At 40.6% G+C, this 15,590-nt stretch carries 12 protein-coding genes, 1 tRNA gene and 2 pseudogenes; 6 read left to right on the top strand and 9 right to left on the bottom strand.

From position 1 onward, the window contains the following. The first annotated feature begins 3 nt into the window (after nt 1-3). The 5 genes and pseudogenes from lolA to serS (C427_RS10510) all read left to right on the top strand — a co-directional run. Nucleotides 4-639 (top strand): outer membrane lipoprotein chaperone LolA, encoded by a 636-nt coding sequence (gene lolA / locus C427_RS10490; RefSeq protein ID WP_007637276.1) that lies wholly within the window; start codon nt 4-6, stop codon nt 637-639. Next, a complete protein-coding gene (locus tag C427_RS10495) occupies nt 636-1,991 on the top strand; it encodes a replication-associated recombination protein A (RefSeq protein WP_007637277.1) in 1,356 nt (451 codons plus the stop codon). Before lolA ends, C427_RS10495 begins: the two co-directional genes overlap by 4 nt. Before the next feature lies 1 nt (nt 1,992). After that, on the top strand, nt 1,993-2,373 hold the full coding sequence (gene crcB / locus C427_RS10500; protein ID WP_007637279.1) for a fluoride efflux transporter CrcB: 381 nt from the start codon (nt 1,993-1,995) through the stop codon (nt 2,371-2,373). Between the two features lie 10 nt (nt 2,374-2,383). After that, entirely contained in the window at nt 2,384-3,673 is a 1,290-nt protein-coding gene (gene serS / locus C427_RS10505) for a serine--tRNA ligase (protein WP_007637281.1), read from the top strand. A gap of 423 nt (nt 3,674-4,096) precedes the next feature. Then, nucleotides 4,097-4,845: pseudogene (serS, locus tag C427_RS10510) on the top strand (serine--tRNA ligase); the annotation flags it as partial. Nucleotides 4,846-5,447: 602 nt separating this feature from the next. Here the strand turns inward: serS (C427_RS10510) and C427_RS10515 are convergent. The 7 genes and pseudogenes from C427_RS10515 to C427_RS10540 form a co-directional block, all read right to left on the bottom strand. After that, a complete protein-coding gene (locus C427_RS10515; RefSeq protein ID WP_007637286.1) occupies nt 5,448-9,248 on the bottom strand; it encodes an SIR2 family protein in 3,801 nt (1,266 codons plus the stop codon). Between the two features lie 818 nt (nt 9,249-10,066). Beyond that, nucleotides 10,067-10,213 (bottom strand): hypothetical protein, encoded by a 147-nt coding sequence (locus tag C427_RS26385; RefSeq protein ID WP_007637288.1) that lies wholly within the window; start codon nt 10,211-10,213, stop codon nt 10,067-10,069. 731 nt (nt 10,214-10,944) lie between these two features. Beyond that, nucleotides 10,945-11,283, bottom strand: coding sequence for a TusE/DsrC/DsvC family sulfur relay protein (locus tag C427_RS10520; protein WP_007637290.1), 339 nt, complete (start codon nt 11,281-11,283; stop codon nt 10,945-10,947). Nucleotides 11,284-11,289: 6 nt separating this feature from the next. Continuing rightward, nucleotides 11,290-11,574: a sulfurtransferase complex subunit TusB gene (tusB, locus tag C427_RS10525; RefSeq protein WP_007637292.1), complete on the bottom strand. Its 285-nt coding sequence runs from the start codon at nt 11,572-11,574 to the stop codon at nt 11,290-11,292. Then, complete coding sequence (tusC, locus tag C427_RS10530) at nt 11,574-11,942, bottom strand: sulfurtransferase complex subunit TusC (RefSeq protein ID WP_007637295.1); 369 nt, start codon at nt 11,940-11,942, stop codon at nt 11,574-11,576. The genes tusB and tusC overlap by 1 nt, the downstream gene beginning before the upstream one ends. Beyond that, entirely contained in the window at nt 11,939-12,328 is a 390-nt protein-coding gene (gene tusD, locus C427_RS10535) for a sulfurtransferase complex subunit TusD (protein ID WP_007637297.1), read from the bottom strand. The genes tusC and tusD overlap by 4 nt, the downstream gene beginning before the upstream one ends. Before the next feature lie 93 nt (nt 12,329-12,421). Further along, nucleotides 12,422-13,089 (bottom strand): annotated as a pseudogene (locus C427_RS10540) (Bax inhibitor-1/YccA family protein). Between the two features lie 280 nt (nt 13,090-13,369). Here C427_RS10540 and C427_RS10545 point away from each other — a divergent pair. Next, nucleotides 13,370-13,461, top strand: a tRNA-Ser gene (locus tag C427_RS10545). A 241-nt stretch (nt 13,462-13,702) separates the two neighbouring features. On the opposite strand, the gene C427_RS10550 is transcribed toward C427_RS10545, so the two are convergent. Both C427_RS10550 and nhaR read right to left on the bottom strand, forming a co-directional pair. Next, nucleotides 13,703-14,434: a tellurite resistance TerB family protein gene (locus tag C427_RS10550; RefSeq protein WP_007637300.1), complete on the bottom strand. Its 732-nt coding sequence runs from the start codon at nt 14,432-14,434 to the stop codon at nt 13,703-13,705. A gap of 199 nt (nt 14,435-14,633) precedes the next feature. Further along, nucleotides 14,634-15,536, bottom strand: coding sequence for a transcriptional activator NhaR (nhaR, locus tag C427_RS10555; protein WP_007637302.1), 903 nt, complete (start codon nt 15,534-15,536; stop codon nt 14,634-14,636). Between the last annotated feature and the right edge of the window lie 54 nt (nt 15,537-15,590).

The raw sequence follows: 15,590 nt of genomic DNA on the forward strand, positions 1-15,590 counted from the left end.
TAAATGAACAAATTATACCGGCTCAAAAAGCTGATTTTATTTAGCGTAGTTTTACTAAACAGTACCTTTGCCTTAGCAACGGATATGGATGCCAAACAGCATCTAAAAATCAAGCTGGCTAAGCTTGCAACCTATGAAGCCTATTTTACGCAAACTGTGGTCGATATTGAAAATACATTGCTGCAGCAAGCCACTGGGCGGATCGTGCTCCAACAACCTAACAAGTTATATTGGGAGTTGTTTGAACCTAACGAAAGTGTGCTATTGGCTGATGGTGAAAACATTTGGAATATTGACCCCTTTTTAGAACAAGTTGTGGTTTACGCTGCTGACTCTGCACTTGAAAATAATCCGCTGATTTTATTAACTAACCCTGATAGCAGTCAATGGCAAGAGTTTGAGGTGAGTCAATCAGCTAGCCAATTTATTATTACGCCACGTGAGCTTAAAGGCGGTATCGAATCATTACGTTTGGTATTTAAAGGTGACACCTTAGTCGAGCTTGAAAGCCAAGATGGACAGCAACAAAAGAGTTTGCTGTTGTTCTCCGAAATAAAACAAAATCATTCATTACCTACTGATACTTTTATCTTTGTCATGCCTGATGGTTATGAGTTGGACGATCAGCGCTCACTATGACCGCAGAATTTGACTTTGTAGAGAATAACGACTCGGTTGCTCAGTTCGCACCGCTAGCGGCTCGTATGCGTCCTCAAGTGATTGACCAATATTTTGGTCAGCAACATATTATTGGTCCAGATAAGCCTCTAAGAGCCGCACTATTGCGTGGTCAATGTCATTCGATGATCTTGTGGGGCCCACCAGGCACAGGTAAAACCACGTTAGCTGAGTTGGTTGCCAACCATTGCCAAGCCCATATTGAACGATTATCAGCTGTCAGTAGCGGGGTTAAAGATATTCGTCAAGCCATAGACAACGCTAAACATTATGCGAGTCATCATCGCCAGCGGACCATTTTGTTTGTAGACGAAGTACACCGTTTTAATAAAAGTCAGCAAGATGCTTTTTTACCTTACATCGAAGACGGCACAGTGACGTTTATTGGTGCGACCACTGAAAACCCTTCTTTCGAACTCAACAATGCTTTGTTATCCAGAGCTAGGGTATATGTCCTTAAAGGCTTGAGCGTTGAAGATCTCAGTGACGTCATTACTCAAGCGTTAACCGATAAAGAGCGTGGTTTAGGACTTACCGGTATTACTTTAGATGACTATGCAAAGTCAATGTTGATTGATATGGCTGCAGGTGACGCAAGACGTTTGTTAAATTACTTAGAGCTCAGCGCTGACTTTTTACCAACAGACTCTATAGACAAAATAATCAGCGTAGACATGGTAAAACTCGCAGTAGGCGAAAAAGTTGCACAATATGATAAAAATGGTGATCAGTTTTACGATTTAATATCTGCTTTTCATAAGTCGGTACGTGGCTCCGCACCTGATGCTGCATTGTATTGGTACGCACGTATGTTAGTAGCCGGATGCGACCCACTTTATGTTGCTCGTCGTCTATTGGCAATTTCCACAGAAGACATTGGTAACGCTGATCCTAGGGCGATGCAAATATGCCTCAACGCATGGGATATATTTCAGCGTGTTGGACCTGCAGAAGGTGAAAGGGCGATTGCGCAAGCAACCCTCTATTGTGCGAGTGCAGCAAAAAGTAATGCGGTTTATCTGGCGTTTAATGCCGCTGTACAACACGCCAAAGATACACCTGATTCTGCGGTGCCAGAACATTTAAGAAATGCTCCGACTAGCCTGATGAAAGACTTAGGTTATGGAAAAGAATACCGTTATGCCCATAATGAAGTTCATGCTTACGCAGCTGGAGAAAACTATTTTCCCAAAGACCTGCGCGACACTCAATATTATCAACCTAGCTCCCGTGGCTTAGAAAAAAAGCTGCAAGAAAAATTAAACTTTTTAAAAGAACTCGATTTACACAGCACAGAACAAAGGTACAAATAATATGCATACAGCAACGGTGTATATCTTTATCGCACTAGGTGGGGCAACTGGAGCTTGTTTGCGCTATTTTCTTTCACAACTGATGCTTCAATGGTTTGGCAAAGGCTTTCCCTTTGGTACACTTCTAGTCAATATTGTTGGTTCATTTTTACTGGGTTTTTTGTATTCTTTACTGGAGCATGGTCAATTAGAAGCTGCCCTATGGCGCACAACAATCGGAATTGGTTTTCTTGGTGCACTCACCACATTTTCCACATTCTCAGTAGACACGTTAATGCTCTTTCAACAGGGCTTGTGGTTCAAAGCCGCAATTAACGTAATTTTAAACATATTATGCTGTTTATTTGCAGCATGGTTAGGCACTCAATTAGTGAAAGGTTAGATAAAACACAATGTTAGATCCAAAATGTTTACGTGGCGATATTCAACAGACTGCAGAAAAACTTAAAAGAAGAGGGTTTGAATTAGACGTAAATTCCTTTATAGAATTTGAAGAAAAGCGCAAGTCATTACAGATTAAGACCCAAGAATTACAAAATGAACGCAATGTACGTTCTAAATCTATTGGTAAAGCTAAAGCTTCAGGCGAAGATATTCAGCCTCTTTTGGCAGAAGTGGGCAAGTTAGGTGATGAACTAGATTCTGCAAAAGTGGAATTGTCAGAGTTGTTAGAAGAAATTGCCTCTAAGTCACAAATTATCCCCAATTTACCTGACGACTCAGTTCCTCAAGGTGAAGATGAAAATGACAACGTTGAAATCAGCCGTTGGGGCACGCCGCGTGAATTCGATTTTGAGATAAAAGATCACGTAGACATAGGTGCAAACCTAAGCAAAGGTGTCGATTTTGATGCGGGTTCAAAACTGGCTGGCGCACGTTTTGTGGTGATGCGTGGACAGGTTGCTCGTCTTAATCGTGCTATTGCTCAGTTTATGTTGGACTTACATACCCAAGAACATGGCTACGAAGAAACTAACGTACCTTTATTAGTCAATCATGAAAGCATGACAGGCACAGGTCAATTTCCTAAATTTGAAGGGGATTCTTTTCACACCAAACCCGCTACAGAAGAAGGGCAGGGTTTATCACTCATACCCACATCAGAAGTACCCTTGGCTAATATTGCTCGCGACGAAATCTATAGCATAAAAGATTTGCCGTTAAAAATGACGGCTTTTAGTCCCTGTTTTAGAAGTGAAGCAGGCTCACATGGTCGAGATACCCGTGGACTTATCCGTTTACACCAGTTTGAAAAAGTGGAGTTGGTACAGTTAGTCGTACCTTCGACCTCATTTGTTGCACTAGAAGAGCTAACCCAACATGCTGAAAAGGTGCTTCAGTTACTTGAATTACCTTATCGCAAAATGTTGTTATGTACTGGTGATATGGGCTTTGGTGCCTGTAAAACCTATGACTTAGAAGTGTGGTTGCCTGCTCAGGATACTTATCGCGAAATATCTTCATGTTCTAATATGTTGGACTTCCAAGCACGCAGAATGCAAGCGCGCTTTCGTGGTGCTCAAGGTGATAAACCTGAGTTATTGCATACTCTTAATGGTTCTGGATTAGCTGTAGGGCGTACTCTTGTTGCTATTTTAGAGAACAATCAGCAAGCCGATGGTTCTGTGACTGTGCCTACAGTGTTGCAGTCTTATATGGGTGGTTTGGAGAAGATAGGCTAGAGGGTTTTATTTGAGTTTGGGAAGGTGAGCTTTGGCTCACCTTTTTTGTTTTTAGGTTTATGATTCACTTCGTTCACTTATGTGCTTCGCACACGGCATCCTTGCCTTTTTTCAAAAAGCATCCCTGCTTTACGACCTACTTTTTTGCTGCAGCCAAAAAAAGTAGGCAAAAAAGGCCGCTCGCCACTAAAGTTCTTAACCGCACAAAAAGGCTTATTTTAGCGTCGTTCCAAATGTGTCCCTCCAACTTCCACTCAAGTGGCATCCCGCGCGGCGTCCGCTTGCCATTTGCCCCTAAAATAGCCTTTTTGTGCTGAAACTTTAAATGCGGGAACAATGGCGGAGGCTTGGGATATTGGCGTTAGTAGGAAAGAACGTTTTTTGTAAATTGAGTAAATTATCATGGCTGTCCTGTTAGTGGCGATGTTGGATCTACATACCCAAGAACACGGCTACGAAGAAACCAATGTACCTTTATTGGTCAATCAAGAAAGCATGACAGGTACAGGCCAATTCCCTAAATTTATGGGTGACTCATTTCATACTAAACCTGTCACTGAAGAAGGGCAGGGGTTATCACTTATCCCCACATCTGAAGTGCCATTGGCAAATATTGCCCGTGACGAAATCTACGCAATTAAAGATTTACCGCTAAAAATGACGGCTTTTAGCCCATGTTTTCGCAGTGAAGCAGGATCCCATGGCCGTGATACACGAGGCCTGATCCGTTTGCATCAGTTTGAAAAAGTAGAATTGGTGAAACTAGTGACACCTGATACTTCTTTTGATGCATTAGAAGAATTAACCAACATGCTGAGAAGGTGCTGCAATTACTTGAATTACCTTATCGTAAAATGTTGTTATGTACTGGTGATATGGGCTTTGGTGCCTGTAAAACCTATGATCTTGAAGTATGGATCCCTGCACAAAAGACCTATCGTGAAATATCTTCATGCTCAAATATGTTGGACTTCCAAGCCCGCAGAATGCAAGCACGCTTTCGTTCAGAACAGGGTAGCAAACCTGAGTTATTGCATACTCTTAATGGCTCTGGTTTAGCTGTGGGTCGTACTTTAGTGGCTATTTTAGAGAACTATCAACAAGCTGATGGTTCAGTGACTGTACCATCAGTATTGCAGTCTTATATGGGGGGATTGCAAAAAATTGGCTAGTAGGTTGGATTTTATTTGAATTGGGAAAGGTGAGTTTTGGCTCACCTTTTTTTGTTGTTGATTCAAAATAGTGGTGTTAACGAAGCTGAACTCGCAGGTTATACAATTTTCAAGCTTTAATGCATGCGCTTCGCTTACCGTCATCCCGCGCGGCGTCCGCATGACGTTTTTCACATAGAATCCCTTCTATGCGACTTACTTTTTGCCAACAGCAGCAAAAAGTAAGCAAAAAATGCCGCCCTCCAAACAATGCTCTTCTTCCACTAATTTTATTATTTTTGCAGGTCGAAATAATTCGTTCCAGACGAGCTATTTCTCAATCGCCTATCCATGCGATTGACCTACAAAAATGAGAAAATTAGTGGCGAGCATTCAGTCAGGGGTAGGTCAAAAGACTAAAAGCATCGGCCAAGCCGACAAAAAGTTTTATGACTTTTTCATTTTTCAATTTTGAATTCGTTATCTTGTGTGAAATTGCGATGGGTGTCTCTATAAATGCTCAGTTTATAGCTTGAAACTGCATTATGTTGGTTGATAGCCACCCAAAATGCCGCTTAGCGTTTTTTCACTAATGCGTCTGTTTAGCCATTATTAGACATTAATCAACTTCGTTCAACCAAGTCAATCAGCCGTAAGTATCGATGATCTGACGCAAGTTCAGGATCTGTCTCTATAATTACAGTTAATATCTTCGGTAAATCATAGCTAGATCGTGTTGACGAATTCGGTGTCACTACGTTAACCAAGTCCAATACATCTTCTGGAAATTGAGCAGAAAGTGGAGTTTGAGCATCGTATTCGCGAGTGAACCTATAGAACGGATGCTGCTCAGTTTCCATAGGAACTAAGAATTTTTTTACGGTCCTATACGTTGCTGGAAAGCTCATTCCTGTATCATCAAGAAGGCCTATCCATGATTTCGTTGAGGACTCTGTGCGAAAGGTACGTTCTAGTGGCCAAACATGATTTATGAAAGGGACTATCAACTTGTGCCAGCCATCATCATTTTTCTGGCCAACCTTACCCAACCAGAAAATGAAGTCATTGCGAGTATCATCAGACATGCTTCGCAACATCTTGCGCATTTCCTTCTTCGTTAGCCCGTCAGCTTGTTCGCTTCTAAATATACTCATAAAGCCGAGCCATTGTGAAGCCACCTTGGAAAGGTCACGGTCCCATTGTTGCTGGTAAATCCATGGGATCAAATCCAGCAAGAGTGGTTTAATTAAACAAGCAAGTGTTGAACTGGGGACATTCCGACTGTGCAAAAAACCATTCCAAGAAGCTTCTGCCGCAGTATGTTTGAAATTCAGTATAGGAATTAGACGATCTTCAACCCATTGTGGGTCAACGTGCATCAACCAATTTAGCTTTCTAGTTGTTACCGAAATAGCGTGATCTGAACCTTCACCGACAGTCGCGAAAAGCTGCTCAAGTCTTGTCTTGATATGCTTGGGTAACAAAGAACCTGCCTCTTGTTTTTCGCCAGGGACTGCGCTAAAAAGGGCTTCTGCACACATACCCAATGGTCCATTGATAGCATGGCTGTATGTGCGGCGAGATTGCTGTATAACTTCTCTACCTCGACGAACGTCTCCAATACTGCTAGTTGTAGCTTCAGGACCTTCTTTTAAAAGACTATCGACGATATGATCAAATACCGTCCATCCCAAATCATTATCGAAAGTAATAATACTAAGAAGGTTTACTTTTATCCAACGCCCTAAATCATAGCGCATCTCTTTAACTATCAATTGAGGCAAAAGTGTCAATCGAGTTAAGAATACGTATTTGATCCGTTTTGATATTTCGTTTGGTATATTGTTAATCAATGAAGACCATAAATCGGAAGGGTAGTTGTTTTCTTTTGCCGCAATGCTCAGAGCTAACAAGGCTTTGCGAGGTTTAGCTTTAACAAGCCCGATGAAAGGACGCTTTTCTGTAAAGCTACCAAATTCTCGCTTAGAGCCTTCTTTAACTCTGGTAACAACTTCGTTGACAGGAGCGTCCAACACCGTATCGGGTGTTTCATCAGTTCCAACCCAACCAACTGTAGTACAATTCTTGATAACTATCGAGGTGGCCCAAGCATCATTCCAACGATCAAAACTTGTTATAATTTCGACGAGGTGCGTACCTTGAGCTTTAACCAACGAGCATCCTTGTAGCTCCATATAACGTGCATATCGAGCCGCTGACTCGTCACGAATACGGGGATAATCTTCGTCAGACCAAAAATCTGCCTTATCCGGACCTGCCAGTATACGTTTACCTATACTAGCCTTTTCGTTCTCGGCGAATTCGTTCCACCTATCAACTAGCAGGAACAATAACTCACGACAGACGTCTGTGTCCCAAAAGTCAGATTGATTTAAAGTTAGTAGTCGTTTAGCCAATTCATTCGACGAGAATAAAGTAGGTTTCGACAGAGCATACAGCCTAAGTTTGCGGAAAAAGTACTTGTCTTCCTTCGGCCATGTTAGAACATGCCCAAGGGCTATTTCAGGAGCATGCTCAGCTAATCTATCGAATAGTTCGACGAGAAGTGTCATCATTTCCTCATCATCTGTATGCTGCTCATCTCCGTCTACTTCTCGCTTTGGGTAGCATGTAGGGGTATTAAAATAAACCGTGTCGACTTCGGTTAGTAAGCCAGATGTAGCCATCATACCCTGTTGTATTTCGCCGAAAACTTGAGCAAGCATATCGTCAGGAACTTCAAAAACTTCACCATGCCGATCCAGAAACTTTACCTCAAACTGTCCAAGCTCTCTCAGAGTTACATTTTCCCAATTTGGGTTAGGAGGACGTGAACCCGATAGATTATAAGGAGGTTCGATTTTCACTCTAGGACTACAAATTCTTCGAAATGCTCGCAAAACGCTTGGGGTCCAACTTTCAATAGAAATGCGTCTCTTCAGTTCAAACCAATCACCATTCCACTGAATATTACGAGGTTCTCTATGATGTTCTATGACTAAGTTCCAAATATTCCTAGCTTTGATATTTAGATTATCTAACTGTACTAGCTGCCATTCAATATGTTGAAGGAGCCGAGGATGAATACCGTTCTGCCTGATAGTCCACCAGGCCAAAACAGGGCTATTAATATTCTTTCCAATCCAACTGATTAAATGTACTAACCTAGGCGGCATGGCCACATGTCCTGCTGCTTGCAGCCCACCAAGTCGGTGTGCTTCGTTAGGATTTTCATCTTCATTGCGCCATACTAGTATGTTGTCGTTAGTTAGACCTCGCTGAAAGTCTTCATCTGTTATATGCTTTTTATCATCGTCTAAGCCATAGGCAATTTGTGGGTCGAATATTTCTGTCGACTCTCCATACCCTCTAACTACTTTGGCTGAGCGAATATTCGCATCGAAAACACATATCCACTCTGGGTGGGCTGGTGGTTTCGCTTGTTCGAATAACTTAGCACCTTGAATAGTGCGCAGAACATGTGCTACTTGACCCCGCTGATGGGCATCTAAAGTCTTTGGATCTTTTTCAGTCATTTCAATAACGGAAGTACGCCAAGCTCTGGGGTTTTCCGCTCGCTCTGCCCATGCTTTCAGAGTCTGCCATAGATTCGCGTGGTCGGGATAAGCGATTGCTGTAACGCCACGATCGCGCCACTTAGCTTCAATTTCTTCTGGTTTTCCTTGGTCGAAAGCAAAAAGCCTTGTTCGGTCATATTGACCATCATGATTTAGGCCTTGTAGGAGATACTTAATTGGCGGATCTTCGGCTTGGTAGCCTACAAGAACAACCGTATATCTTTCCAAAAGATGTCTGACAAAGTTAGTAGCCCATGCCTCCGATAGATATGCCCTTCCAAAATCTGCACTACTTAAAACATACTGGTGGCTTTCTGCTTCTTTATTCGTGAGCCGCCCATGTAAGTAAGTAATACCCTCTATTGATGCTCCAAAAGCTAAGTCAGGAAAGGCTGGTGGTACATGAGTATCAATAATATCGTCAATTTCAAATAGAAGGTCGAAATTAGTTGTGACGATCTGTGGGATGCCATTTGGACTCGATGATATTTTTTTAATCAGGCCATGCTCATATCCAACTCTGTCTGCTTTTGCCGTTGCTACTAGACGTTCAGTTACTATAGCATTTACGGCATCCTTGCCATATTCTAGGTTAAGTAGATTAAAAATTTGGTCTAAGGGCACGTTTGAGCTGGAAGGATTATTTATCCATGGTTGGAACGAACTCATTATCTCAGATTGTTCAGGTGGATCGAAATAATCTATCACATATTTAGTAAGGTCTATAAAGCTTGGCATACCTGATGGAAGTGAAACACCGGCTCCACATAGGAATACGACTCGACCTGAATCACTTCGTAAGAGCAAACTGTCTGGAATATTTGGTCCACAGCTATCAAACCTCATAGTCTCTTACCTTTGTTAGTTAGTGCAAATGCTTCAATTAAAAAAAATACTTGAATATACTTTAAATTATCACCCATGGAATATCATTTGAAGATATATATGCCAACATATTTGGACATAGCTGATGATAATAAACTATGCGCATATAACCCGCGACCTTATTGGGACAGCCATCGTAAGATATTTTATGTAACTCTAACCCAGATAGTTACGATAGTTAGCCATTCGCCCGTAGTTCTTCATGGATCAAAAGTTAACAGGACACGCACGATAATAATGAACTATTTTTGTTCATTAATTCCAACCTCTCGCGGCTGTGCCTCGGTTTTTCCGCATTTAACGTTTCAGTACAAAATGTTTGTTTGGGGGGAAATTAACGTGACTGTTCAGATAGCGTCGATAGCGTCATGACCGAGGTTAAGTCGAAGGGAAACGTGTGAAGAAAGTAAAAATACTATACTTTTAAAAATAGATTTATCACGATAAATTCATATACCGAGTGTATTGTTTTGTATCGGTAATAATATGAATTATCACTTCTTTTGTTTCATCAAATATTTCAAAGTATGCTACATAATTTGTATTTTGAGGGTATACAAATTTGCGAATTTTATTTTTATATATGGGGTGATTTGTTGGAGAAAATGATAACGATTTTACAAGTGCTTTATTAAGTTTTAGTACAAAGTTACTTGCTATACTGAAATTTTACTATTGTTGAATATATAATCAAATATGTTTTCTAAATCTTGTTTCGCACCCTCAGAAATATTAACTGTAAAATATTGCACTATAACAAACTAGCCCTAAACGCTAGGTCAAACACTATGTCGAGTTTTTGCTTGAGCAAGTAAGTTTGTCATAAATTCATCATTAAATTCTGAATATTGTCCATTACGCACTTGCTCTTGGGATTTTGCTATTTTTCTATCAATAACACGTTCAGCCACAACTGAGATAATCATTTGTTCTGCTTCAATTTCAGAATGTGCTGATCCATCATTAACTTGCTCTTCAATAAGATGCTCTATTGTTTGTGCTAATGCGACAATAATTTTACCTCGCTCAAACTATACTTATTATTTTAATATAATTGTTAAAATTTAACCAGTTTACTTTTTATCAGATTGCGGGTACTAAGTTCTAGCCAATTTAAGCGACCAACAGGAAAGCCACGATAACAATTTATTCAAAAAGAGCCGTTCTCACGCACTAATTTCAATCTATGGTGGCTCCGCCAGTACCTTTCCCGGATTTTAAGTTTCAGCACAAAAAGGTTTATTTTGGGGAAAATGGCATGCGAACGCCGCGCGGGATGCCATTTGAGTGGAAGTTGGGGGGACACATTTGGAACGACAACGCGGTTGGCGCCCTAAAATAAGCCTTTTTGTGCGGTTAAGAACTTTAGGAGCGAGCGGTATTTTTTAGTTACTCTTTTTTGCTGTTGAAAAAGAGTAACTGGCTAGAAGGGATTCAAGTCAAAACTATCATGCGGACGCAGCGCGGGATGATGGCGCGAAGCGTGCTTTTCGTTTTTAGGTAAAACACCATTCTTACCTATATAAAATTTAACTATGTCGTAGTCAAATTAAGTGAATATATTGATTAACGCTCATATTAAATTAAGAAAATCACCAACTAACACCCTTGTTTTAGCTGTGGGATCTTATTTTTAGCTGCTGTTTTTATGGTTCGATTACAAACACTTAGCAGGTTTAGGAAGTCCTGCTATTTTTGTTGCTTGTTTGGCTGGGCCTTTTGGAAATAATTTAAATAAATATCGGCTATTGCCTTTTTCTGGACCAAATTCATTAGCCATTGCTTTTACTAAGGCCCGCATCGCTGGGCTAGTATTAAACTCAAGATAAAACTGACGCACAAAATTGACGACTTCCCAGTGATTATCAGTCAGATCAATGTTCTCGGTTTGCGCTAATGCGGGTGCAAATTCTGCTTGCCAGTCTTCGATATTTAGTAAATATCCAGCTTTGTCGGTAGCAATAGTTTTACCTGCAACTTCAAAATAATATTCCATCTAACTCTACCAACTCATGACTTTTTCATATTCTAAACTGAGATCAACAAATTCTGCATAGCTAATAAGCTGAATATGATTACTTTTCACGTGTACCCCTCGAGCTTCTGCATCTTCTTTAAGCACAAACACTGAATCTAACTCTGCGAGCTTGGAATTCAAGGTTTGATGCATAACAGCATACACTGCATCTTGTGTCAGTAGCAGTGCGTCTATCTCATCTATTCGCTGTAAACAATGTTGTAACGCTAGATGAGTAAATGGGCTCGTAGAAATTTTGTGTAAAATCATTAAAAACTCATAACGTGTTGTTGTTTGGATAAAAGTTTGGACATGTCTTCATACTCTATTAATGTCACAGGAATGCATAACTGTGATGCCTCAATGCCTCTTTGCAATAGGCTTTGTTTGCATACGTAGATGTTTTCTATGTCATAAAACTCTAGTGCAGCAAATGTTTTATAATAAGCTTTGGCGTCAATGACTGTTGGATTTTGAGGTACCAATAGTTGTAATACCCCATCTTCGATAAAAAACACACTCACGTTTTGGGCAAAGTTACTCAAGGCTAAAGCCATATCTAAGCTTTCTTGGCCGCCTGAAGAGCCATAAGGGGGGGATGTGTTGATAATTGCAATCGATGTTGAGAGGTGGCTCAAAATTGTATCAACCTATCGCTGCTACTTATCAATATAGCCAGCTCGCCTAAACCGACGGATGTAAAAGGTGCAGTTAAGCTAAAATGCGGATTGTCTGACTCTCGAGCATCTTCAGCTGTGGTGATACCCCTTTTGCTTGCGGCGCTAACACATACCATAAGAGGTACCTGATATGCCTGTGAGAGTTTCCCCCAAGCTGCATATAAGTCAAATTCATCAGATGGGGATATCTGTAAGTTAGACCCATTTAGCGCACCGCTTTGATAAAAAAAGATACCATTAATACTGTGTTTTGATTGCACAGTCGCAAGGGCAAAACGATAGGCACTGTAAGCATTTTGTTGCGAAAATGGGGCGGATGTAACTATTAACGTAAAGGAAGACATAATTTTAGCGTAGAAGATGACATAAGTTGGCAATGTAACATAAAAAAACGCCCCAGCATGCTGAGGCGTTTTTAAAGTTGATACTTTTTGAATTTAATCGTCGCTACCAAAAATACCTAAAAGGTGAAGAATGGAAGTAAACAAGTTATATATATTCAAATACATAGATACAGTTGCGCGTATGTAATTAGTCTCGCCACCATTAATTATGCGGCTGGTGTCATATAAAATGAAGCCAGACATAATAAATACAATAGCTGCACTAACTGCAAGGCTTAGCGCTGGAATACCTAAGAAGATGTTAGCAACTGAGGCAACTACAGCAACAATTAGACCTACGAGCAAAAAACCGCCCATAAAAGAAAATCTTTTTTTGTAGTCAATACATAGCCAGATAATCCGAAAAATACCAAGGCAGTTGTACCAAACGCTTGGAGAATTAATCCTGAACCACCTGGAAAGCCGGCATAGTGATTTAACATTGGCCCTAAGGAAGCGCCCAATAAACCCGTAAAGACAAACACAAACAAAATGCCCATTGAGCTCTGTGATGCTTTATTGAGGAAGAAAATCATTACTAGCGCACCTAGACTCATCATCATAGCTGTGCCTCGGCCTAAACCCATTGACATTGCTATTCCGGCGCAGACAGCGCTGAATGTTAATGTCATCGCCAACAACATATAAGTATTACGAAGTACTTTGTTGGTTTGCAATACTGAGGCTTCACCTGCACTGCTGTAGGAAGATCTTTGTTCCATTGTATTCTCCAAAACGTAAGTTAAAATGATTCTATGTTAATAGTGTCTTTGTATGGGGTTTGGTTCACTTTTTCAAGTCATAACGTATTTAATTCTTCATTAATTATTCATTCCAATCGTAACTTGATGTAAATGCGCACAATCCGTTCAAACAATAATCAATCAGACGCTTTTATTAAATTAGGACTTTACAAGCCCTAGAAACGTCACTATTATTCGCATCCTCAATTCGGGGCAGCAAACAAGCTTAGTTTCGCAGTATCGAATTGTGGTAAAATACGGATAGCTGGCAGAGCTCGGTTTAATGCACCTGACTTGAAATCAGACGTAGGGTCAAACCTACCGGGGGTTCGAATCCCTCGCTATCCGCCATATTCAGACAAACCCGCTTTATTGCGGGTTTTTTGTATTTGGAGAATAGCTAGGTCCTAATCTGCTGTGCTTCGACAAACTGTAATAACAATTTGCACAGGCTCAACCTGGTGCCGCACAGAACGAGTACCAATAATAGTTACAGTTACAGAGAATCCCGTAAAAACACCTTATGACAGATACTTGCCTACACCCTTTAAATTAAGAACTTTACAATTTTAGCTCACTACTTATAACCCAGTTAATTTAAAATTCTGCTATTGTCTAAAGCTTGCTTTGCCTGATTTTTTATCTGTTCAGCCAAATCTAAAGGCAATCCTAGTGCCGTGGCTAGTTTATCTAAATAGTTATGCTCGCAAATGTTATCTAAATCAATAGCCAAGCAAGAAACTAAATATACCTCAGATTTTTGTTCCATGTTTTGCGTATTGTGTGCCAGTTCTTCAATGTAAATAGGTTGTCTAAGTAAGTCGAAGACTAAACCTTTCATTTCATTACTCAAAGACATCTGTCCAAGCGCATCGAAAATACGCTTTTGTTCAATTTCATCAATATGTCCGTCAGATTTAGCCGCGCCAATCATGGCTTTTATCAACGTTAGTTGAAATTCTTGCGAAATCTCTGGCGCCGATACTTGATTATTGGAGTACTGTGATTGTGGTGCTTCGCTTTGCCTTTGAATATGCCCTGAAATCTGTCCTGAGTTAATTTCTGATGATGTCTGATTATTTTGCTGCCAGTTTTCATAAGCTTTGAAAGCGATACCCCCTATTAAGGCTGCCCCTCCAACTGTGGCGGCTTTACCTGCAAATTTTCTTCCTTTTTTACTGCCGACTAGCAGAGCCATGACGCCACCGGCGGCTGCTCCACCCATTAAACCGGAGCCAAGGCCACTACTTTTAGTATTATGTTGAGTTGAAGAACTACTATTACTCGAACCAGTAAACTGATTTATCAAGCTTTGAACATTCATATAGCAACATCCTTAAATATTAATACAAGGTCTAGGTACTTTGCATTTTAACTTATGGCTATGTTGGTGGATTCTCTTTCACAGTAAAAGTCGTATTTTATTTAGGTAAAACTCGAAAATAACGATGTATCTGATTTTAATAAACTCTGCTGAACATCACTGAAGTACAAGCAGCTATAACGACATTGATATGGCTTGCTTATGCAAACAGCAATGTGCGAGCAGTGTCACAAATTGCTGCTACTGCAGGATGTTTAACTTTTCGTTCAGCGGTAATTGCATAAAACGTTTGTTTAATAGCCTCCACCTTACCGACTATTTCTACGTTGAAGTTAAAGCATACTTCTTCTGCAATGATTGTCGGCATAAAAAAGATCCCAAGTCCTGCTTGACCAAAAGACTTCATCAAAGCGCTGTCATCAAACTGGCCTCGTATATTAGGGAATATCTGTTGCTCTTCTAGCCAGTAGTCTACTGAACGGCGGATGGCATATTGTGAGGTGGGTACCAACATGGGCGCATTGTTAAGTGAGTGAGGGAAGTTGGGTTTATATTTTTCTGCCAGTTGTTTACAGGCAAAAAACGTTAAGCTACTTTCGCCAAGTTTATGATTATATGCCTTGATACTCAGCGAACCAGTTAATGGTGTATCACTGAGTACCATGTCTACTTTGTGTATGGCCAAGTCTGCTAAGATACTTTCAACAGGCCCTTCACGACAGGTTAAGCTGATGTCTTGGTTTATTTGAAGTCCAGGTTCGATAATTTTTTGAACAATCGTTTTTGGTAACGCACTGGCAGCGCTGACAATAAATTCAGCTGGTCCTAGTTGCGGGTTACCACGCAACACATCGCCTAATTCTCTGCCCAAATCAAAGATCTCATCTGCGTAGCTAAGCACTAAACGTCCTGTTTCGGTAAGCCGTAAGCCACGTCCTTCTCTTGTAAATAGTCGGTTTCCGATATTATCTTCTAACAGTGAAAGCTGGCCACTTATGGTCTGCGGTGTGATATGTAATTTTTCACTCGCTTTAGCAATACTCCCTTCGTGGGCGACCATCCAAAAGTAATGCAAGTGTTTGTAATTAAAGTTCACGGCCATTTTTATGTCTCTCGTAGAAAAATTAAAGCATCGGTTTATTCGATGTATTTGATA

Source organism: Paraglaciecola psychrophila 170, assembly GCF_000347635.1.
GTDB classification, from domain to species: domain Bacteria; phylum Pseudomonadota; class Gammaproteobacteria; order Enterobacterales; family Alteromonadaceae; genus Paraglaciecola; species Paraglaciecola psychrophila.

Excerpts from the sequence above, each read along its gene's own strand:
- lolA (WP_007637276.1), top strand. The coding sequence starts at position 4 with ATGAACAAATTATACCGGCTCAAAAAGCTGATTTTATTTAGCGTAGTT.
- C427_RS10495 (WP_007637277.1), top strand. The coding sequence starts at position 636 with ATGACCGCAGAATTTGACTTTGTAGAGAATAACGACTCGGTTGCTCAG.
- crcB (WP_007637279.1), top strand. The coding sequence starts at position 1,993 with ATGCATACAGCAACGGTGTATATCTTTATCGCACTAGGTGGGGCAACT.
- serS (WP_007637281.1), top strand. The coding sequence starts at position 2,384 with ATGTTAGATCCAAAATGTTTACGTGGCGATATTCAACAGACTGCAGAA.
- C427_RS10515 (WP_007637286.1), bottom strand. The coding sequence starts at position 9,248 with ATGAGGTTTGATAGCTGTGGACCAAATATTCCAGACAGTTTGCTCTTA.
- C427_RS26385 (WP_007637288.1), bottom strand. The coding sequence starts at position 10,213 with ATGATTATCTCAGTTGTGGCTGAACGTGTTATTGATAGAAAAATAGCA.
- C427_RS10520 (WP_007637290.1), bottom strand. The coding sequence starts at position 11,283 with ATGGAATATTATTTTGAAGTTGCAGGTAAAACTATTGCTACCGACAAA.
- tusB (WP_007637292.1), bottom strand. The coding sequence starts at position 11,574 with ATGATTTTACACAAAATTTCTACGAGCCCATTTACTCATCTAGCGTTA.
- tusD (WP_007637297.1), bottom strand. The coding sequence starts at position 12,328 with ATGTCTTCCTTTACGTTAATAGTTACATCCGCCCCATTTTCGCAACAA.
- C427_RS10550 (WP_007637300.1), bottom strand. The coding sequence starts at position 14,434 with ATGAATGTTCAAAGCTTGATAAATCAGTTTACTGGTTCGAGTAATAGT.
- nhaR (WP_007637302.1), bottom strand. The coding sequence starts at position 15,536 with ATGGCCGTGAACTTTAATTACAAACACTTGCATTACTTTTGGATGGTC.